19 protein-coding genes and 2 pseudogenes are annotated in these 19,829 nt (G+C 70.7%); 12 read left to right on the top strand and 9 right to left on the bottom strand.

The features are described 5' to 3' along the window. Positions 1 to 70: 70 nt before the first annotated feature. On the bottom strand, positions 71 to 250 hold the full coding sequence (locus EFK10_RS43880) for a hypothetical protein (protein ID WP_127361220.1): 180 nt from the start codon (positions 248 to 250) through the stop codon (positions 71 to 73). A 224-nt stretch (positions 251 to 474) separates the two neighbouring features. On the opposite strand from EFK10_RS43880, the gene EFK10_RS43885 reads away from it, so the two are divergent. The 4 genes from EFK10_RS43885 to EFK10_RS43900 all read left to right on the top strand — a co-directional run bounded on the left by EFK10_RS43885 (position 475) and on the right by EFK10_RS43900 (position 4,378). After that, positions 475 to 1,680: an NYN domain-containing protein gene (locus EFK10_RS43885; RefSeq protein ID WP_127361221.1), complete on the top strand. Its 1,206-nt coding sequence runs from the start codon at positions 475 to 477 to the stop codon at positions 1,678 to 1,680. Positions 1,681 to 1,786: 106 nt separating this feature from the next. After that, positions 1,787 to 2,806: an ABC transporter ATP-binding protein gene (locus EFK10_RS43890; RefSeq protein ID WP_407647260.1), complete on the top strand. Its 1,020-nt coding sequence runs from the start codon at positions 1,787 to 1,789 to the stop codon at positions 2,804 to 2,806. Positions 2,807 to 2,867: 61 nt separating this feature from the next. After that, positions 2,868 to 3,701 carry an ABC transporter permease gene (locus EFK10_RS43895; protein ID WP_127361245.1) on the top strand — a complete coding sequence of 278 codons (834 nt, stop codon included), beginning with the start codon at positions 2,868 to 2,870 and terminating at the stop codon, positions 3,699 to 3,701. 44 nt (positions 3,702 to 3,745) lie between these two features. Continuing rightward, positions 3,746 to 4,378, top strand: coding sequence for an ABC transporter permease (locus EFK10_RS43900; protein ID WP_240677845.1), 633 nt, complete (start codon positions 3,746 to 3,748; stop codon positions 4,376 to 4,378). Between the two features lie 3 nt (positions 4,379 to 4,381). Here EFK10_RS43900 and EFK10_RS48240 read toward each other — a convergent pair whose 3' ends face one another. Continuing rightward, complete coding sequence (locus EFK10_RS48240; RefSeq protein WP_164836421.1) at positions 4,382 to 4,546, bottom strand: hypothetical protein; 165 nt, start codon at positions 4,544 to 4,546, stop codon at positions 4,382 to 4,384. 175 nt (positions 4,547 to 4,721) lie between these two features. Between EFK10_RS48240 and EFK10_RS43905 the strand changes: the two genes are divergently transcribed. The 6 genes and pseudogenes from EFK10_RS43905 to EFK10_RS43930 all read left to right on the top strand — a co-directional run bounded on the left by EFK10_RS43905 (position 4,722) and on the right by EFK10_RS43930 (position 9,103). Then, positions 4,722 to 5,366: a hypothetical protein gene (locus EFK10_RS43905; RefSeq protein WP_127361222.1), complete on the top strand. Its 645-nt coding sequence runs from the start codon at positions 4,722 to 4,724 to the stop codon at positions 5,364 to 5,366. 58 nt (positions 5,367 to 5,424) lie between these two features. Beyond that, complete coding sequence (locus EFK10_RS43910) at positions 5,425 to 6,225, top strand: thioredoxin domain-containing protein (RefSeq protein WP_127361223.1); 801 nt, start codon at positions 5,425 to 5,427, stop codon at positions 6,223 to 6,225. Between the two features lie 167 nt (positions 6,226 to 6,392). Next, a pseudogene (locus tag EFK10_RS43915) lies at positions 6,393 to 6,896 on the top strand (alkaline phosphatase D family protein); the annotation flags it as partial. A 251-nt stretch (positions 6,897 to 7,147) separates the two neighbouring features. Beyond that, entirely contained in the window at positions 7,148 to 8,128 is a 981-nt protein-coding gene (locus tag EFK10_RS43920) for a zinc metalloprotease (RefSeq protein WP_127361224.1), read from the top strand. Positions 8,129 to 8,166: 38 nt separating this feature from the next. After that, complete coding sequence (locus tag EFK10_RS43925) at positions 8,167 to 8,679, top strand: hypothetical protein (RefSeq protein ID WP_127361225.1); 513 nt, start codon at positions 8,167 to 8,169, stop codon at positions 8,677 to 8,679. Between the two features lie 169 nt (positions 8,680 to 8,848). Next, positions 8,849 to 9,103, top strand: a complete 255-nt coding sequence (locus EFK10_RS43930; RefSeq protein WP_127361226.1) for a hypothetical protein — start codon at positions 8,849 to 8,851, stop codon at positions 9,101 to 9,103. A gap of 7 nt (positions 9,104 to 9,110) precedes the next feature. On the opposite strand, the gene EFK10_RS43935 is transcribed toward EFK10_RS43930, so the two are convergent. Together EFK10_RS43935 and EFK10_RS43940 are read right to left on the bottom strand one after the other, a co-directional pair. Beyond that, positions 9,111 to 9,485 (bottom strand): hypothetical protein, encoded by a 375-nt coding sequence (locus tag EFK10_RS43935; RefSeq protein WP_240677846.1) that lies wholly within the window; start codon positions 9,483 to 9,485, stop codon positions 9,111 to 9,113. A 202-nt stretch (positions 9,486 to 9,687) separates the two neighbouring features. Then, positions 9,688 to 10,302, bottom strand: a complete 615-nt coding sequence (locus tag EFK10_RS43940) for a dienelactone hydrolase family protein (protein WP_127361227.1) — start codon at positions 10,300 to 10,302, stop codon at positions 9,688 to 9,690. Between the two features lie 22 nt (positions 10,303 to 10,324). Here EFK10_RS43940 and EFK10_RS43945 point away from each other — a divergent pair, with 22 nt between their 5' ends. Continuing rightward, positions 10,325 to 11,431: a mechanosensitive ion channel family protein gene (locus EFK10_RS43945; protein ID WP_127361228.1), complete on the top strand. Its 1,107-nt coding sequence runs from the start codon at positions 10,325 to 10,327 to the stop codon at positions 11,429 to 11,431. Positions 11,432 to 11,597: 166 nt separating this feature from the next. On the opposite strand, the pseudogene EFK10_RS43950 reads toward EFK10_RS43945, so the two are convergent. The 5 genes and pseudogenes from EFK10_RS43950 to EFK10_RS43970 form a co-directional block, all read right to left on the bottom strand. Continuing rightward, positions 11,598 to 12,622, bottom strand: a pseudogene (locus EFK10_RS43950) (cation:proton antiporter domain-containing protein). A gap of 368 nt (positions 12,623 to 12,990) precedes the next feature. Next, on the bottom strand, positions 12,991 to 13,464 hold the full coding sequence (locus EFK10_RS43955; RefSeq protein ID WP_127361229.1) for a GNAT family N-acetyltransferase: 474 nt from the start codon (positions 13,462 to 13,464) through the stop codon (positions 12,991 to 12,993). Then, positions 13,451 to 14,404, bottom strand: coding sequence for an RluA family pseudouridine synthase (locus EFK10_RS43960; RefSeq protein ID WP_127361230.1), 954 nt, complete (start codon positions 14,402 to 14,404; stop codon positions 13,451 to 13,453). Before EFK10_RS43960 ends, EFK10_RS43955 begins: the two co-directional genes overlap by 14 nt. A gap of 31 nt (positions 14,405 to 14,435) precedes the next feature. After that, on the bottom strand, positions 14,436 to 14,984 hold the full coding sequence (lspA, locus tag EFK10_RS43965) for a signal peptidase II (protein WP_127361231.1): 549 nt from the start codon (positions 14,982 to 14,984) through the stop codon (positions 14,436 to 14,438). 67 nt (positions 14,985 to 15,051) lie between these two features. Continuing rightward, the gene (locus EFK10_RS43970; RefSeq protein WP_127361232.1) at positions 15,052 to 16,008 is read right to left on the bottom strand and encodes a TraR/DksA family transcriptional regulator; all 957 of its coding nucleotides are present in this window, start codon (positions 16,006 to 16,008) and stop codon (positions 15,052 to 15,054) included. A gap of 540 nt (positions 16,009 to 16,548) precedes the next feature. Here EFK10_RS43970 and ileS point away from each other — a divergent pair. Beyond that, the gene (ileS, locus tag EFK10_RS43975; protein ID WP_127361233.1) at positions 16,549 to 19,716 is read left to right on the top strand and encodes an isoleucine--tRNA ligase; all 3,168 of its coding nucleotides are present in this window, start codon (positions 16,549 to 16,551) and stop codon (positions 19,714 to 19,716) included. The last annotated feature ends 113 nt before the right edge of the window (positions 19,717 to 19,829 follow it).

A 19,829-nucleotide genomic window follows, 5' to 3' on the forward strand; every position in this document is an offset into this window, starting at 1 on the left:
ATGTGACTGACGCGGCTGAGGGGCACACACGTGGCGGGTGTGCCCCTCCGTGCGTTACGCCTCACCGGCCTCAGTTGTGGCCGAACTTCTTTCCGCGCTTGTGCGACACGTGCTGCTCGGCTCCGGGGACGGGCATCGTCTGCTCCGAAGCGGCGGAGGTCCTGGCCATGTCGTCGTCGGGCATGGTGGCCGTCGCATGGCGTTCATGACGCTGTCCGGTGCGTTCGCCGCGGTTCTTGTTCTTGCCCACGATCGTTCCTCCTTGTAGGAAACCTTGGACGTCGGGCAGCACTCACGTTTCCATGGGAGTACGAAGGTCGCATTTCGGGCAGTTGCAGAGTGTGACGACCGTAAAGGGCTGGATCGCCACGCCGGTGATCGAGTTCCGGCTCCTAACCTCCCCGGGTTCGGGCAGACTCGGAGGAATATCCATACCGGGGGGACGTCAGGACACCGGAGAAGAGGGTGAGACCGATGGACCGCTGCGTCGTCCTGGTGGATGCCGGCTACCTGCTGGGCGCCGCCGCGAGCCTCCTCGCCGGAGACCCCTCCCGGTCCCGGATCGCCGTCGATCACTCCGCCGTCGTCGCCGGTCTGCGCGAGCGCGCCGAGCTGGAGACCGGCCAGCCACTGCTACGGATCTACTGGTTCGACGGCGCCCCCGACCGCGTACCGCAGCCCGAGCACCGCCGGCTGCGGGTCATGCCGCGCGTCACGGTCCGGCTGGGCGCGCTCACCCGTACGGACGGTCGCTGGGCGCAGAAAGGCGTCGACGCGGCCATGCATGCCGAGCTGTCCGAGCTGGCGCGGAATCGTGCCTGCTCCGACGTCGTCCTGGTGACCGGTGACGGCGATCTGCTGCCCGGCATGATGTCCGCCAAGGAACACGGCGTCGCGGTGCACCTGTGGGCCGTTCAGGCCGCCGACGGCGACTACAACCAGTCCGAGGACCTCGTTGCCGAGGCGGACGAACGGCGCGTCCTCGACCGCGAGTGGATCACCCGGGCCATCCGGGTCCGCGAGATCGCCGGCGTCTGCGCCCCGCTCAGCCCCCGGCCCGAGATCGCGGCGATCCTGTCCGCGCCGCTGCCCGAGTCGGCGCCGAAGCCGCAGCCCGTGCCGGACGAGCCGGCCGCCGCCGGCAAGAACGGCTCCGCTACCACGGCCGACACCCACCCCCCGGCCGCCCCCGGCAAACTCGTCCCCACCCCCAAGGACCTCGCCGGCCTCCGCGCCCCCGCCCACCCGGCGCCCCACCCCGCCCCCAGCGCCACGCTCCGCTGGTCCTCCGACAAGGGCATGGTCGGCGCCACCGAAACCGCCGAGAGCACCCTGCCGACCCTCGCCCAGCTCACCACCGCCGAACAGCGCTGGGCCGACCGCGAAGAGGACATCACCACCGTCTCCGGCGACCCCTTCGAGGTCGGCCAGGTCTTCGCCCGCCGCTGGATCGCCCGCCTCGCCGACCCCGCCAACATCCAGCAACTCTCCGTCGAATACCCCCGCGTCCCCCACCGCATCGACGGCGAACTCCTCCGCTACGCCGCTCGCTTCGGCCTCCTCGCCCACAAGGACGACCAGATCGACGAGCACGACCGCTACGCCATCCGCGCCGGCTTCTGGCGCGAAATCGACGCCCGCTCCGTAGCCGACCGCCAGCCCACCCCCGCCGCCGAGTAGGGGCTCCGCCCCCACCGGGTTGGGGGTAGGCCGCCCGCCTCTGGCGGGCGGCCTACCCCCAACCCGGGAGTCGGCCTCGGCCGCAGAGCGCGTAGTCTCGGGTCTCGTGAGTACGGGCACGGACCAGGCAACCGCCGCGCGCGACACGGCAGTGATCCGTGTACGCGGGCTGGTGAAGAGCTACCCGGCCCTGCGCGGACGCCGCGGCAGCGGCAAAGGAACGGCCGCCGTGCGGGCCAGCGACGGGATCGACCTGGACGTGCGGCGCGGGGAGATCTTCGGGCTGCTGGGGCCGAACGGAGCCGGCAAGTCGACGCTCGTACGGCAGTTGACGGGGCTGTTGCGCCCGGACGCCGGGGCGATCGCCATGCTCGGCCACGATCTCGTACGGCACCCGGAGCGCGCGGCGCGGCTGCTGGGCTACCTGGGCCAGGAGTCGACCGCCCTGGACGAGTTGACGGTAGGACTCGCGGCAGAGACGACGGGACGGCTACGGGGCCTGGACACGCGGACGGCGCGGGCCGAGCGGGACGCCGTACTGGAGGAGCTGGGCCTGACGGAGATCGCCGGGCGCCCCATCAAGCGGCTGTCGGGCGGCCAGCGCAGGCTGGCCTGCTTCGCGGCGACGCTGGTGGGCGAGCGACCGGTGCTGGTGCTGGACGAGCCGACGACCGGCATGGACCCGGTGGCGCGCCGCGCGGTGTGGGCGGCGGTGGACCGGCGCCGGGCGGAGCACGGAGCGACGGTGCTGCTCGTGACGCACAACGTGATCGAGGCGGAGACCGTGCTGGACCGGGTCGCGGTGATGGACGGCGGCAGGGTGATCGCGTGCGACACCCCTGCCGGGCTGAAGGCGCTGGTCGCGGACGAGGTCCGGCTCGACCTCGTGTGGCGGGACGAGCCACCGCTGCACGTACCGGAGATCGCGGCGCTGCGCGCTACCGCCATCATCGCCGGCCGGCGGTGGACGCTGCGGCTGCCGCAGGAACGGGCCCGCGCGGTGGTGGCCGAGGTGACCGGCGGACCGGCCTTCGCCGCGCTGGACGATTTCACCCTGGCCACGCCGAGCCTGGAGGATGTGTACTTGGCCCTCGGCGGCCGCCAGAAGGGACTGGTCAAGGCGTGAGGGTGTACCCGGCGCAAAGGAGGAGCGGCGCAGCATGAGTGTCGCCTCCGCAGGAGCGGAAATGAACGCGGTCGCGCAGGCCACACCCGGCCGCGCGGCCGAGCCCTACGCGGTCGGGACCGCCGAAGCGGCCGCCGCGCTCGCGCCGAGCGCCCGGCTGCTGCCCGCGCTCGGCGCGGTGTACCGGGCTCAGCTGTCGCGGGCGAAGGTGGCACGGATCCCGCTGCTGTTCGTGGCGACCTTCCAGTCGGTCGGCATCATGGTGCTGATGCGCGGCGTCGTGGACGGCGGCTCGCAGGGCCCCGCCGCCCGTTCTGTGGTCGCCGGGTCGACCGTGCTGGTCGTGGCTTTCGTCGCGTTGAATCTGCTGGCGCAGTACTTCGGGCAGCTCCGTGCCTCCGGCGGCCTGGACCACTACGCGACGCTGCCGGTGCCGCCCGCCGCCGTGGTGCTGGGCGCGGCGGGCGCGTACGCGTCCTTCACCGTGCCCGGGACGCTGGCGACGGCGGTCATGGGGTGCGCGCTGTTCCAGCTGCCGTTCGCGAACCTGTGGGTGCTGGCGGCGGTCATCCCGCTGGCCGGCGCCGCCCTGTCGGGCCTCGGCGCGGCCCTGGGGTTGCTGGCGCCGCGCCAGGAACTGGCCACGCTGTTCGGCCAGTTGGGCATGTCGGCGGCGCTGCTGCTGGGTGTGCTGCCGGCCGCGAACCTGCCGGGCCCGATCGGCTACGTACGGGATCTGCTGCCGTCCACGTACGGCGTCGAGGCACTGGCCCGCGCTTTCGACGCGCATCCGGACTGGCTGGCGCTGTGCGGGGACCTGTCGGTGTGCGCGGCGGTGGGCGCGGTGTCGCTGGCCGTGGCCACGTGGGCGTACCGCCGGGCCGCCTGCCGGTGACCGCCGATGACGCGCGGCACAGCCGCACCTGGCACGATGGCAATGTGACCGCACCGCTGACGCCGCATGACCAGCCGTCCACGCCGCCGCCGTACCCGGCGCCCGAAGCGCCGAATGACGGGGTGCCGGAGGAGGAGCGCATGGCCCTCGGCCAGGAGCTCAGGCGCGGTGCGCTGACGGCTCTGCTCGTCGCGGTGTCCGGGGTGGTGCTCGGGCTGCTGTGGCTGTGGCTGGCGCCGCGCATTCCGCTGATCTCCGACGGCAAGGCGGTCTACCTCAAGGACTCCGAAGGCGAGCAGGCAGCCGGCAGCGACGGTACCTTCGTGCTGATCGCCCTAGGCATGGGCGTGGTCACCGGGGCCGTCGCCTTCTGGCGCTGCCGGCGCGGCGGGGTGGGCATCGTGCTCGGCCTGGCGGTCGGGGCCGTGCTCGGTTCGCTGCTGGCGTGGCGCCTCGGGGTCTGGCTCGGGCCGACGCAGGACCTGGTCGCGCATGCCAAGGCGGTCGGCACCAAGAAGGTCTTCGACGCCCCGCTGGAGCTGCGTGCCAAGGGCGCCCTGCTGATCTGGCCCATCGCGGCCACCCTGGTCCACCTCGGCCTCATCTCGACCTTCGGCCCCCGCGACGCGCAGCCCGCCCCGCGCTGGGACACCCCGGCGCCACCGCCGCAGTCCTGAGCCTTACTTCCGCTCGTCCTTGGCGACGACGTGGTGCGTCGAGGCGTGTACGGGCGCCTTGTTGGCCTCGTCCAGGGCGGCGGCGACAGCGACGGAGGGGCCGACGACGACGGTGGCCAGGACCCCGGCAATGATTCCGAGACCGCGCGTGATGGTTGTCCTGCGCATGGCGATCTCCCCTTCTGACTCGGTGCGTTGCCGCCGTTACGGGAATCATCGCCTGTCGCTCTGTGCGGATGCTCTGACGCGTCTGTGTGCTCGCTATCAGGCGCCCGGCCACTTCAGCGTGCTATTAGCCGACCTTTAGGCAACTCATACATCCGTTCGTGCGACACTCTCCGCCATGGAGGGGACCGAACCACAGTTGAGGGCACTGCGCGCGGCGCTGTTCGCCGCGCTCTGCGTCACGCTGTCCGTCACCTCCCACGTACTGCTCTCCAGCATGCCGCTGCCGCTGACGGCCGTCGCGGGTGCGTACGCGGTGGTCTTCGCGGCCGCCTACGCGCTCGGCGGCCGCGAGCGCGGCTACTGGGCGATCGCCGCCCTCCTGGTCCCGCTGGAGTTGGCCGCCGACACGGCCTTCACCGCCGGCCAGCACACCTGCTACGGCCCCGGCGGCGGCCCCGTCACCGGTTCCTGGCGCGCCCTGACCTGCGACGGCGGCGCCGTCGGCGGCACCCTGGCGCACACCACCGGCACCGGCCCCGCCGACTCGGCCTCGCCCTGGCTGCTGCTCGCCGTCCACCTCCTGGTCGGCCTGGCCGCCTCCTGGTGGCTGCGGCGCGGCGAGGCCGCCCTGCACCGGGTGCTGCGTACGGCGTTCCGGCCCCTGGCGGTCGCCATGGCGGCGGCTCTGGGCAATTCCACGGCCCCTGACCGCCGCCTTCCGGCCGCCCGGCCGGGGCAGGGTGTGGCCGCCGCCCCGGGGCTACCGCTGCTGCTGCACTCCGTCGTACGGCGTGGGCCGCCCTGCCCGGCCGCTTCCTGAGCGAGCGACCTGAGCACAGCCCCCCACCCCGTACGTACACAGACGGAGAACGAAGATCATGAGCAAGAGAAACAGCCTCGCCGCCAAGACCGCCGCCCGCGAGCGGCTGCGCGCGGAGCGTGAGCGGCAGGCGAAGCGCGACAGGCTGCGCCGCCAGATACTCGTCGCCGGTGGCGTGGTCGCGACGCTGGCGATCGTCGCCGGCGTGGCGGTCGCGGCGGTGCAGATGAACAAGCCCAGTTACTGGGTGGCCGCCGCCAGCAAGACGCTGGTTCAGCCCGCACACTCGTCGGGCAAGAACGGCACGTCCATCGTCGTCGGCGACGCGAACGCCAAGCACACCCTCAAGGTGTACGAGGACCTGCGCTGCCCCTACTGCGCGCAGTTCGAGCAGACCTCCGGCGACACGATCCAGGCGGACGTGAAGGCGGGCACGTACAAGCTCTCGTACACGATGGGCGCTTTCCTCGACAACTCCCTCGGTCAGGGCCAGGGCTCGAAGAACGCGCTGAGCGCGCTGGGCGCGGCGCTGAACGTGAGCACGGACGCCTTCGTGCAGTACCACAAGGTGCTGTACTCCAAGTCCGTCCACCCGGATGAGACCACCGACGCCTTCGGCAGCGACACCAACCTCATCAAGTACGCCCAGCAGGTCCCTGCCCTCAAGAACAACACGGCCTTTCAGAAGGCCGTGAAGGACGGCACCTACGACAAGTGGGCGCTGACGATGGACAAGCAGTTCAGCGCCGACGGCATCACCGGCACCCCGACGGTGAAGCTGGACGGCACCGCCATCGCGAACCCGCAGTCCATGACGGCCGCCCAGTTCGAGGACGCGATCAAGAAGCAGATCGGCTAGCAGCGGCCCCACGGCCCAAGCAGCCCGACGCGCCCGGCCGGTCCCTGGCATCGCCCTGGGGACCGGCCGGCGAAGTCCGTCGAACACTGCGAAATGCCCTTCGCACAGAGGTTACTGGCGCGTAACTTGTGCGCCCGTGACCGAGACCTCCGTACCCTCACAGACCTCAGCTGCTGGGCCTGCCCAAGGACGGCCTGGCCCTCAACACCGACCAGTGGGACGGCTACACCGACGACCGCCGCGAACTCCTGGCCCACCTCCACGACGACGGCATCCTCAACACGGTCTTCCTGACCGGCGACATCCACATGGCCTGGGTCAACGATGTGCCGGTCAAGGCGGCCACCTATCCGCTCTCCGCCTCCGCCGCCACGGAGTTCGTCGTCACCTCGGTGACCTCCGACAACCTCGACGACATCCTCAAGGTCGAGCCGGGCACCGTCTCCGTCGTCGCCGCGGCCGCCATCCAGGCCGCCAACTGCCATGTCAGGTGGCTCGATACCGACTCCCACGGCTACGGGGTCCTCGACATCACCGGCACCCGGGCACAGATGGACTACTACGTCCTCTCCGACCGCACCGATCCCGCCGCCACCGCCACCTGGAAGAGCTCCTACCGCACGAGGACCGGCACACAGAAGGTCGAACGGGTGTACTCGCCTGTCGGTTGACGGCCACGCCGTCGATTTCCGGCCGATCTCCGCGTTAACCCAGGATCTCGCGGGACGGGCACACAAAGGTTTGCCGCGTACGAAATCCGGCAAATCGCCCGTCCCGCGTATCAGGACCATTGCATACCTAGGGATTACCCTGTCTTTGCCAATGGGCCGGTTCGGATCTGCACCGAACCTGACATGGACACATAACCTCCGGACGGCGAGGAGGAAGTTCCTCTCGTTCCGACCCCCCACAAGGAGTGCCCATGTCCCCCCGCCCCGCCCGCTCCCGTTCCCGTCTCCTCGGTCTCGCCGCCGTGGCCGGAACATTCGCCATGCTCCCGATGTCCGGCGCCACCGCCACCGTGAGCAGCGCCGCCGACCACGCCAGAACCGGCGCCCAACAGTGTGCCGACGACAGTGACGCCGCCGCCCGCAAGGCCAAGGGCTCCACCGCCAAGGAGCCCAACGACCTCACCGCCGCCCAGGTCGGCCGGATGAACGCCGACCTCAAGCAGAAGCTCTCGGCGCTCAAGGCCGCCGGCAAGAAGACCACCCTGTCGGCCGCCGCCACCACGACCATCCCGGTCTACTGGCACGTCATCACCAGCGGCTCCGCCGGAAGCCTGACGGCAAGCCAGATAGCCGGCCAGATCTCGGTCCTCAACGCCGCCTACGGCGGCTCCGGCACCGGCAACGTCAACTCCGGCTTCCAGTTCAGCCTCGCCGGCACCGATTACACCAACAACTCCACCTGGTACAACCTCACCGACGGCTCGTCCGCCGAGAAGACCATGAAGTCCACCCTCCGCAAGGGCGGCGCCGGAGCCCTCAACATCTACTCCGCCAACCTCCAGAACAGCCTCCTGGGCTGGGCCACCTTCCCGAGCTCGTACGCGTCCAACAAGACCTACGACGGCGTCGTCATCCTCGACACCTCCATCCCCGGCGGCTCCGCCACCAACTACAACGAGGGCGACACCGCCACCCACGAAATCGGCCACTGGCTCGGCCTCTACCACACCTTCCAGGGCGGCTGCAGCACCACGGGCGACTCGGTCTCCGACACCCCCGCCGAGAAGAGCGCCGCGTACCAGTGCCCCACCGGCCGTGACACCTGCACCACCACCGGCGTCGACCCGATCCACAACTTCATGGACTACACGTACGACTCCTGCATGTACCAGTTCACCTCCGGCCAGGTGACCCGCATGCAGAACCAGTGGACCGCCTACCGCGCGGGCTGACCGGGCACTGATCCCGACTCCCCCACGTTCCCGTCCTGATGGAGAAAACAAAGGGGCGGGGACGCGGGCGTCGCGGCGTACTGATCATGCTGCTCGTCGGCCTGGTGCTGGCCGCTGCCGCCTGGCCGACAGTCAAAGCACAAGTACGGGCCGCCAGTTGGGACAAGCAACAGCCCACCGGCCCCGACCACATCACCCCCCGCATGAAGGCGGTCCGGGACGCGGTCGTCAAGGAGTTCCACCTCAACGGCACCCCCGGCTGCTACCGCGAGGAAGGCGGCATACCCGGCGGCGGTGAACACCCCCTCGGCCGCGCCTGCGACTTCATGCTCACCCCCGCCGGCAAACGCGCCACCGGCCACGCCGACACCCTGGGCGAGCAGATCGTCGCCTGGGTCCGCGAACACGCCGCGCAGTACGGCATCTGGTACGTCATTTACGAACAGCACATCTGGTCCAGCCGCCTCCCCCAACAGGGCTGGAAACTGATGGAGGACCGCGGCTCAATCACCCTCAACCACTACGACCACGTCCACATATCGGTCTACTGATCATCGGGGGCTGCCTGAACTCGGGCATCGGGAGACTGCGCGTTGCCGTCCAGCCCCGAGGCGCGGCCGGACGAGTGAAGCCGGAGGCGGGACGCAACCGGCGGGCCGCCGGGGGTTGTCCTGCACGGCAAGTCCGGGCGACATCGTCCGAGATCCGAGAGGAAACACCATGACCCTTCTCTACACTCCGCTGCAGTCAGTCGGCAGAGACTACTTCCTCGCCCCGCCCGCCGCCGCCCCGAGCGTGTCCCATGCCCTGTCCGCCACCGACGCGCGCTGGGTCGAGCTCCATGCCGCGCTCATTTCGGCAGGGGTGCCCCCGCTGCCGGGGGACAGCTCCGCGGTGCACAACATCGCGCAGCGACTCGATGACGCCACGGTCAGCGCCGTCGTCGCCTGGATCGACAGCGCGGCCGCCCGCTGAGTATGCGTTAGTCGGTCAACGTCGCGCCGTGTACGGCGGAAAGCTGCCGGGTCAGTGAAGTCCAGGTCCGCATCGGACCAGCGCCGATGTAGTTGGCCGGCGCTGCGACGGACCGAGGCGGCGAGGTGGGGGAGGGCGGGGTGGATATCCGAAGTGTGGGCTGCCGCCTCCAGCTCTCGACGAGCTGGAGGCGGCTGCCGTCACCGGGCGCACGGTTGTCGAGGCAGGCGAACCGATGCAGATGGACGATCGCCCAGGAAATACAGGCCGCCGCCAGTCCGAACCCATACCGCCGGTCGTCTTCGGCTTCGGGCACGCCGTCGGCCAGGGCGCGGCGGTAGCGGTCGGCAAGGCCAGTGGCGATCGGGTCCCCCGCGGTCATCCACCCCGGGCCGGGACATGATGACCAGTCCGTCTGGAAGGTCGGCGGCGATGACGCCGGGGGCGACGGCGAGTCCGAGGTTATCGGAGAGGAACCGGAGCGCGGCCAACTCGGCGCGGAGTCGCCAGGGTTCTCCGGCAGCGGGCATCCGCAGAGTTTTTGGCGTTCGCCCGGCCGCACCGCCGACTGACGCCGCGGGCGGCTACTCGGCGTCCAGGTCCGCCAAGAAGTCGAGGGCGATGGCCCAGGTGCGTTCGGTGGCGTCCGGGTCGTAGTCGTCCAGGGCGGGGTCGGTGTAGAGGTGACCGGCGCCCCGGTAGCGGTGGATTTCGACGTCGGCGCCGGCTTTGCGCATACGGAGGTACCAGGCGTTGAGCCAGTCGTCGGATTCGAATGGGTCGGGGTCGGCGACATGGAGCTGGACGGGGAGGCCGGGGGCGGTGGCGTCGTCGGCGAGGTCGGAGGTGCCGTGCAGGAGTAGCAGGCCGCGGGCCTTGGAGTCGGCGAGGGCGAGGTTCTGGGCGATGGAGCCGCCAAGGGAGAAGCCGGCGTAGACCAGGCCGTGCTCGGAGAGGGGTCCGGAGACGGTGACGGCGCGCATGAGGAGTTCGTCGCGGCCGATCTCCTCGCGGATGGCCAGGCCCTCCTCCAGGCTCTCGGTGGTACGGCCGTCGTAGAGGTCGGGCACATGCACCTCGTGACCGGCCGCTTGCAGCCGGTCAGCGGCGGCGTGCAGGGCCGGACGCAAGCCGTAGGCCGAGTGGAAGAGGACGATATTCACGGGTCTGCCTTCGCTCGGGGTCGGGTACGCGACCATGGTGCCAGCTACCGTTCAAAGCATGGAGAACGTCATCCGCCCGATCATCGTGGCCGGTGGCGCCGTTGTCCTGACCCTGGCCGTGGGCTGGGTGGTCGACAAGGCGCTGCGCCGCGTCGATGCCCGGCACCCCGAGACACCACTGTGGGACCTGCTGCGCCGCTGCCGGCTGCCACTTCAGCTGGTGCTGCTGGCAGCGCTGCTGCGGGGCTCGTACGAGGCCGCGCATGTCGGCCGCCGCCACACCGCGGCGATCGGACAGGCGCTGACCCTGGTGCTGATCGGGGCCTGTGCCTGGCTGGTGGTGCGGGTGGCGGTCGCCGTCGTTGAGGCCACGTACTCGCGCTACGCCGCCAGTACGCACGACCCGGCGCGGGTGCGGCGGGTCCGTACGCAGGTGACGCTCATCCAGCGGGTGGTCTCCGCGATCGTCGGGGTGGTGGCGGTGGCGGCGATGCTGCTGACCTTCCCCGCGATGCGGACGATCGGCACGTCCATGCTGGCCTCGGCGGGCGTCATCGGTGTCGTCGCGGGTGTCGCCGCCCAGTCGACGCTGTCGAATCTCTTCGCCGGGCTGCAGATCGCCTTCGGCGACGTGGTGCGGATCGGCGACGTGGTGGTCGTCGAGGGCGAGTGGGGGAAGGTCGAGGAGATCACGCTGACCTATCTGGTCGTGAACACCTGGGACGAGCGGCGCATCACCATGCCGGTCTCGTACTTCACCAGCAAGCCCTTCGAGAACTGGTCACGCGGCAACCCCCGCATGACCGGCACCGTCTTCTTCCACCTCGATCACGCCACCCCGATCGACCTGATGCGCGAACGCCTCCACGAGGTCCTCAAGGACTGCGAGCAGTGGGACGGCCGTGCTTGGGGCCTCGTCGTCACCGACACCACGCCCTCCACCATCCAGGTCCGCGCCCTGGCCACGGCCAAGGACTCCGACGACATCTGGAACGTACGCTGCATCATCCGCGAGCAGCTCATCGAATGGCTCCGCCGCGAGCACCCCTACGCCCTCCCCCGCATCAACACCGCCCCGGCTCCCGGGCTCGCGGAGGCCCCCGACCGCAAGCAGGCCGCCCCCAGCTCCGAGGACATGGGCCCGGGCCCCGGCAACATCTCCTGACGCCCACCAACCGCCGGACGAAGTCCGGCCCAGCGACCCGAAGCAAGCGAAGCGCCCGCGAGGGGCGCAAAAGAAGTAGGTCCGCAAGCAGGCCGCCCCCAGCTCCGAGGACATGGGCCCGGGCCCCGGCTCCCACTGAGCACCCGGGCACCCTGAGCACCCGCTCCTACGTGTTCGTGCTCCCGCTTCGCCGCGCGGTCCCCCGCAGGCTGCGCAGGTCGAGCTGCCGCAGCACACGGTCGACGATCTCCGGGTCGTATCCCGGCTCGCTCCGGGCCGCGAGCACTTCGTGCCGCGCGGCGGACAGCATCTCGTTCTGGATCCGCTGGACGGTCTTGATCCGGCCGACCCGCTTCCTGTGGGTCTCGCGCCGCTCCTCGGACAGGATGTCGGGGCAGATCCGTACGCCGACGTCCACCGCCCGCCGTTGCAGCTGCTCAGCCAGGTCCTCCGGCAGCTCCTCCACCTGCTCGATCTCCTTCAGGCGGTGCTTGGCGGCCATCATGGCCCGCAGCGCGAGCATCCGTTCCAGGTCGTGCTCGGCCTCGATGTCGCTGCTGACGCCGAGCCGCTTCACGATCCAGGGCAGGGTGAGGCCCTGCCCAGCACCACGCCGACGGCGACCGCGACGACCGCCGACAGGACCAGCTCGCCGATGGCCTTCGGCCAGGAGAAGCTGCCGGTGACGGCGGCGGCGATCGCCACGTTGTAGAGCACGATCGCCGTGACGTCGTTGAACAGGCCCTCGCCCTCCAGGATCGAGATCAGCCGGCGCGGCAGCCCCAGCTTCCCCGCCACCGCCGTCGCCGCGACCGGATCGGGCGGCGCCACCAGCGCCCCGAGCGCGACCGCCGCGGCGAGCGTGATGCCCGGCACAACCGAGCGGGCAACGGCGGCGACGGCCGCCATGGTGATGAAGACCAGGGCGACGGCGAGCAGGAAGATCGGCCGCTTGTTGGCGGCGAACTGCCGCCACGACGTGCGTTGTACGGCGGCGTAGAGCAGCGGCGGCAGCACCAGCGGCAGGATGAGGTCCGGGTTGATCTCCACGTTCGGGACGAACGGCAGCAGCGCCATCACCATCCCGAGCAGCGTCATCAGTACCGGCGTCGGGAGCCCGAGCCGGTCCCCCAGCGGCACCATCACGATCGCCGCCAGCATCAGGGCGAAGAAGAGCGCGAGTTGATCCACGCCGAACAGCCTGCCACGCGCCCGCGGCGCGCCGACCGGTTGGCGGCGGCCCTGCCGGGGGCTCATCCGGGTCGCGGGAGAACGTTCCGCAAGGCGAGCGAAGCAAGGTGGGGGTCCTCCCCGGCCGAAGGCTGGGGAGGAGATCGCTCTCGTACCGGGTGTACTCGGGTGATGCGACAACGCAGCGAGGTGCGGTGCCTGGGGGCACTCCCCCAGCCGGCCGAAGGCTGGGGCGCGGCGCGAGCCGGTCGAGGTTGCGCGACGAGCCACTAGCTCGGGGAGGCCGGCACAACCCGGCCACGGGCGTGCAGACGCCGACGCGGCCCTGGCCACGCACCGTCGTGGTGCGCGCCGTCACCGGGTGCGGGCTAACTCAACGCGCGCCGCATCGACTGGTGCGCGATGCCCGCCTCCTCGTACTCCGGGCCGTACGCCACGTACCCCAGCCGCTCGTAGAAACGCACCGCGTGCGTCTGTGAGTGCAGCTCGACGGTAGAGAGGCCGATGCGGAGGGCTTCGTTCTCGATGGCGCGGACCAGGGCGGCGCCGATGCCGAGGCCGCGGGCGGCGCGGGTGACGGCGAGGCGGCCGAGGATGCCGGTGCCGTCGTCGCCGAGGAGGAGGCGGCCGGCGCCGAACGGGTCGTCGGGGCCGGTCGCGAGGACGTGGACGGCCTTGGCGCCTGGCTCGTCGTTCTGGTCGATCTCGAGCTCGGCGGGGACCTTCTGCTCGTCGACGAAGACCTCACGCCGTACGGCGAAGCACGCCGCCAGGTCGGCCGGGGTCTCGGCTACTCGCACGTCGTACGGCCCAGGCTCGGGCTCGGGCTCAGGCACCGTCACTGCGCACCGTGTCGAGGGCGTGCTGCAGGTCGGCCGGGTAGTCGCTCTCGAACTCCACCCAGCGGCCGTCCTCGGGGTGCTCGAAGCCTAGCCGGACGGCGTGCAGCCACTGCCGGGTGAGCCCGAGCCGCTTGGCGAGCGTGGGGTCGGCGCCGTAGGTGAGGTCGCCGACGCAGGGGTGGCGGTGGGCGGACATGTGGACGCGGATCTGGTGGGTGCGGCCGGTCTCGAGCTTGATGTCGAGCAGCGAGGCCGCCCGGAAGGCCTCGACCAGGTCGTAGTGGGTGACACTGGCCTTGCCGTCGGCGACGACGGCCCACTTGTAGTCGTGGGTGGGGTGCCGGCCGATCGGCGCGTCGATGGTGCCGCTCATCGGGTCCGGGTGGCCCTGCACGAGCGCGTGGTACCGCTTGTCGACGGTCCGCTCGCGGAACTGCTGCTTGAGCAGGGTGTACGCGATCTCCGACTTGGCCACGACCATCAGCCCGGAGGTGCCGACGTCCAGCCGGTGCACGATGCCCTGGCGCTCGGCCGCACCCGACGTGGAGATGCGGTAGCCCGCGGCGGCCAGGCCGCCGATGACGGTGGTGCCGGTCCAGCCGGGGCTGGGGTGAGCGGCGACGCCGACCGGCTTGTCGATGACGACGACGTGATCGTCCTCGTACACGACCTTCATACCCGGCACCGGCTCGGCGACGATCTCGACGGGCCGCGGCGGGGCGGGCAGCTCGACCTCGAGCCAGGCGCCGCCGCTGACGCGGTCGGACTTGCCGGCGGTGCTGCCGTCGATGGTGACCTTCCCGGCGGAGGCCAGCTCGGCCGCCTTGGTCCGCGAGAATCCGAACATACGGGCGATGGCGGCGTCGACCCGCTCGCCTTCGAGGCCGTCGGGTACGGGCAGGGTGCGGATCTCGGGGGTGCTCTGGGGAAGGGTGCTCACCCGATCGAGTATGACGGACTCGGCGCGGTACTCAGTCCTTGTGGACGGTCCCGTCCGGGTCCAGGCCCTTGAAGGACAGCAGCACGATCAGGATGCCGCCGCAGACGATCGCCGAGTCGGCCAGGTTGAAGACCGCGAAGTGGGCGGGCGCGATGAAGTCCACCACATGCCCCTCCAGGAAGCCCGGGGCCCGGAAGACCCGGTCCGTGAGGTTGCCGAAGGCACCGCCGAGCAGCAGACCGAGCGCGATCGCCCACGGCACGCTGTAGAGCTTGCGGGCGATCCGCGCGATCACGAAGATCACACTGGTCGCGATGATCGTGAAGACAATCGTCATGCCCTGGCCGAAGCCGAAGGCCGCGCCCGCGTTGCGAATCGCCTCCAGGCGCAGGTACTGGCCGAAGACGTCGATCGGGTCGTGTCCTTCGAGGCTGGTCACCACCCAGATCTTGCTGACCAGGTCCAGAACGTACGCCAGCGCCGCCACGCCGAGCAGCACGGCGATCCGCCGCGAGCCCTTACGGGTGGGCTCGGCCGTGGCCTCCTGCTGCATACCGATGGTGGGCTCCGCGTTCGCCATGTACGTACGTCCCTTCCTGACGAGGACGAGGTTACGTTACGGCACAGGCGTACGGTTCGGCGGTCGGTCAGCGGCGTTCCTGCTTCTGCTTGCACTCCATGCACAGCGTGGCCCGGGGGAAGGCCTGCATCCTGGCCTTGCCGATGGGATTGCCGCACGACTCGCACAGTCCGTAGGTGCCCGTGTCCAGCCGTTCCAGCGCGTGCTCGGTCTGGGCCAGCATCTCGCGGGCGTTGGCGGCCAGCGACATCTCGTGCTCGCGCGTGATGTTCTTCGTACCGGTGTCCGCCTGGTCGTCGCCGGCGCCGTCGCCGGAGTCGCGCAGCAGCCCGGCGACCGCGGCCTCCGAGGTCGCGATCTCAGCCCGGAGCCGGGTGCCCTCGGCGAGCAGCTCGGTGCGCGCCTCGTCGACCTCCTCCGCGGTCCACGGATCCTCGCCCGGCTGTACGGGCAGTTCCCCGGGCACCGCGATGCGGGCCGTGGGCACGGGTGTCGCCTTGGGCATGGCCGTCCCGGCCGCGGTCTTCTTAGCAACCACCTTCTGGGCTCCCGTCTTCGTCGACTTCGCTGCCTTGACGGCGGATGCCGCCCTCTTCTTCACCGGTTTCACCGGTTCCGAGGCCTTGCGGGTGGCCGGCGCCGCCTTCTTGGCGGACGCGGCCTTCTTGACCGGGGTTGCCTTACCGGACGAGCCGGACGAGCCGGACGAGCCGGATGCCGGAGCCGGTGTCGGCGGCTTCGCGGCGGCGCCGCGCTTGGCGGCGGCCGGGCTCTTGTTCGCCGTGGTCTTCTTCGCCGGCGACTTGGTCGCCGCCGTCTTCTTGGCCACCGCCTTCGTGGCCACCGTCTTCTTCGCCGCCGCCTTGTTGGTCGCGGCGTTCTTCGCCGCCGCCTTCTTGGCCGGCGCGGTTTTCTTGGTCGCGGATTTCTTGGCCGCCGTCTTGTTGGCCGCCTTCGCAGGGACGGCCTTCTTGGCCGCACCGCTTACCGGTCTGCTCGGCGCAGCCGTTCTCTTCGCCACCATGGACGCGGCCCCTTCACATATGGTGATCTTGCGCGCGAATCGTGCCGGAACGATAAAACGACTCCGGAGCCGCGGCAACGGGGCTCGCCGCCGGATTCGCCCGCCATGCCCGGTCGGGAGGAGGTCTGCATCCGTTGTGCCCAGCTGACCGCCAGGTATTCCGGTTCTTACGGGTGGGGCGAAGCTGACCGGGCCATTCGGGTCACGCTCCGCCCGCCCGGAAACCTGCCGACGGCGCGCCCCCGGGGCCCGTACACTGGGCGGAGCGAAAGGCGTCGAAGGGGACGAGTAGCGCCGCACGCAGCCAGTAGCGACCCGGGGACGGTGGAAGCCCGGGGGTGTGCGCGACGTGAAGATCACCCCGGAGCCGCCGGAGGAAAGCCCGCGAGGGCGAGTAGAGCCGGCAGCGCGACCCCAATGAGGGGGCTGCGGACGGACCCGTCCGCGGTCAAGGAGGGTGGTACCGCGGAAGCAGCGCGCGCAGCGAGTGGCTTTCGTCCCTCCGGACGGAAATGACATGTCCGCCGGAGGCAGAATCCGATGACGCAGTACCGCCAGGTCCCCGCTCAGGTCGACCTGCCCGCGCTGGAGCACGAAGTGCTGGCGTTCTGGCAGGAGAACAAGATCTTCGCGCGCTCGCTGGAGCAGAGCGAGGGCAAGCCCGAGTGGGTCTTCTACGAGGGCCCGCCGACCGCCAACGGCATGCCGGGCGCCCACCACATCGAGGCCCGCGTCTTCAAGGACGTGTTCCCGCGCTTCAAGACCATGCAGGGCCACCATGTGACCCGTAAGGCCGGCTGGGACTGCCACGGCCTGCCGGTCGAGCTTGCGGTCGAGAAGGAGCTGGGCTTCTCCGGCAAGAAGGACATCGAGGCGTACGGCATCGCGGAGTTCAACGCGAAGTGCCGCGAGTCCGTGACTCGGCACACCGACGCCTTCACCGAGCTGACCACCCGCATGGGCTACTGGGTGGACCTGGACGACGCGTACCGGACCATGGACCCGGACTACATCGAGTCGGTCTGGTGGTCGCTTAAGCAGATCTTCGACAAGGGCCTGCTGGTCCAGGACCACCGCGTCGCCCCCTGGTGTCCACGCGACGAGACCGGCCTGTCCGACCACGAGCTCGCGCAGGGCTACGAGACGATCGTCGACCCCTCCGTCTTCGTCCGCTTCCCGCTGACCTCCGGCCCGCTCGCGGGCGAGGCGGCGCTGCTGGTCTGGACGACGACCCCCTGGACCCTGGTCTCCAACACCGCCGTCGCCGCGCACCCCGACGTCACGTACGTCGTGGCCACGAACGGCGAGGAGAAGCTGGTCGTCGCCGAGCCGCTGCTCGGGAAGGCGCTCGGGGTGGGGGCACTCCCCCAGCCGCTAGGCCCAGGGGGAGGCTGGGAGGCCACCGGGCAGTCCTTCACCGGCCGCGACATGGAGCGCTGGACGTACCGGCGTCCCTTCGACTTCGTGGAGATCCCGGACGCGCACTACGTCGTCAACGCCGAGTACGTCACCACGGAGGACGGCACCGGTCTGGTCCACCAGTCTCCCGCCTTCGGTGAGGACGACCTGAAGGTCTGCCGCGCGTACGGGCTGCCGGTGGTCAACCCGGTCCGCCCCGACGGCACCTTCAAGGAGGAGGTGCCCCTGGTCGGCGGTGTCTTCTTCAAGAAGGCCGACGAGAAGCTGGTCGCCGACCTCCAGGAGCGCGGGCTGCTCTTCCGCCACGTTCCGTACGAGCACAGCTACCCGCACTGCTGGCGCTGCCACACCGCGCTGCTCTACTACGCGCAGCCGTCCTGGTACGTACGCACCACCGCCGTCAAGGACGCACTGCTGCGCGAGAACGAGCGCACCAACTGGTACCCCGAGTCGGTCAAGTACGGCCGCTTCGGCGACTGGCTGAACAACAACGTCGACTGGGCCCTGTCCCGCAACCGCTACTGGGGCACCCCGCTGCCCATCTGGCGCTGCACCGAGGGCCACCTCACCTGCGTCGGCTCCCTCAGTGAGCTCTCCGCCCTCACCGGCACCGACCAGGCCGGCCTGGACCCGCACCGCCCGTACATCGACGCGGTCACCTTCGGCTGCCCCGAGTCCGGGTGCTCGGCCACGGCCACCCGCGTCCCCGAGGTCATCGACGCCTGGTACGACTCCGGGTCCATGCCCTTCGCGCAGTGGGGCTACCCGTACCGCAATAAGGAGGTCTTCGAGCGCACCTACCCCGCGCAGTTCATCTCCGAGGCGATCGACCAGACCCGCGGCTGGTTCTACACGCTCATGGCCGTCGGCACGCTGGTCTTCGACCGCAACGCGTACGAGAACGTCGTCTGCCTCGGCCACATCCTCGCCGAGGACGGCCGGAAGATGTCCAAGCATCTCGGCAACATCCTCCAGCCCATCCCGCTGATGGACCAGCACGGCGCCGACGCCGTGCGGTGGTTCATGGCCGCCGGCGGCTCCCCCTGGGCCGCGCGCCGGGTCGGCCACGGCACGATCCAGGAGGTTGTCCGCAAGACGCTCCTCACCTACTGGAACACCGTCGCCTTCCAGGCCCTCTACGCCCGCACCGCCGGCTGGGTGCCCGGCGACACCGACCCGGCCCCCCTCGACCGCCCGCTGATCGACCGCTGGCTGCTCGGCGAACTGCACGCGCTCGTACGTGATGTGACAGAGTCTCTGGAGTCCTACGACACCCAGCGCGCCGGCAAGCTGCTCTCCGCCTTCGTCGACGACCTGTCCAACTGGTACGTACGGCGCTCGCGGCGCCGCTTCTGGCAGGGCGACCCGGCGGCGCTGCGCACCCTGCACGACGTGGTCGAGACCGTCAGCCGACTCATGGCGCCGCTGGTGCCGTTCATCACCGAGCGCGTATGGCAGGACCTCGTCGTGCCCGTCGACCCGGGCGCCCCCGGGTCCGTACACCTCGCCGCCTGGCCGGCCGCCGACCCGGACCTGATCGACCCGACACTCTCCGAGCAGATGGCGCTCGTACGGAGGCTGGTCGAGCTGGGCCGCGCCACGCGCGCCGAGTCCGGCGTCAAGACCCGCCAGCCGCTGTCCCGTGCACTGGTCGCGGCCTCCGGCTTCGAGGCGCTGGGTGACGAACTGCGCGCCCAGATCGCGGAAGAGCTGAACGTGGCCGGGCTCGCCTCGCTGAGCGAGGTCGGCGGCTCCCTGGTCGACACAACGGCCAAGGCCAACTTCCGTGCCCTGGGCAAGCGATTCGGCAAGGGCGTCCAGGACGTCGCCAAGGCCATCGCGGCCGCGGACGCCGCCGCCCTGTCCGCCGCGTTGCGCGACGGCACGGCCTCGGTCGACGTGAACGGTGAGGCGGTGGCCCTCTCCCCGGACGAGGTCATCATCACCGAGACCCCGCGCGAGGGCTGGTCCGTCGCCTCCGACACGGGCGCCACGGTCGCCCTCGACCTGGAGATCACGCCGGTGCTGCGCCGGGCCGGCCTGGCCCGCGACGCCATCCGTCTCATCCAGGAGGCCCGCAAGAACTCCGGCCTCGACGTCGCCGACCGCATCGCCCTTCGCTGGCACTCCACCGACCCCGAGCTGGGCTCCGCCCTCACCGAGCACGCCGCTATCGTCTCCGACGAAGTCCTCGCCACGGACTTCGCCGAAGGCGAGGCCGACGACTCCTACGGTGCGGCGTTCACCGACGAGGCCCTGGGCCTCACCTTCCACCTCCGCAAGCGCTAACCCCCGGGGGCGGGGCGGGGCTTCTTCCCCCACCCCGCCCCTGCCCGAAACCGGGCTCTCCCCCAAACCTTCGTTTGGGTGGGGGTCCTCCCCCAGAGGGGGTACCCCCAGGT

This window comes from Streptomyces soli, from assembly GCF_003999195.1.
Lineage (GTDB): Bacteria > Actinomycetota > Actinomycetes > Streptomycetales > Streptomycetaceae > Actinacidiphila > Actinacidiphila soli.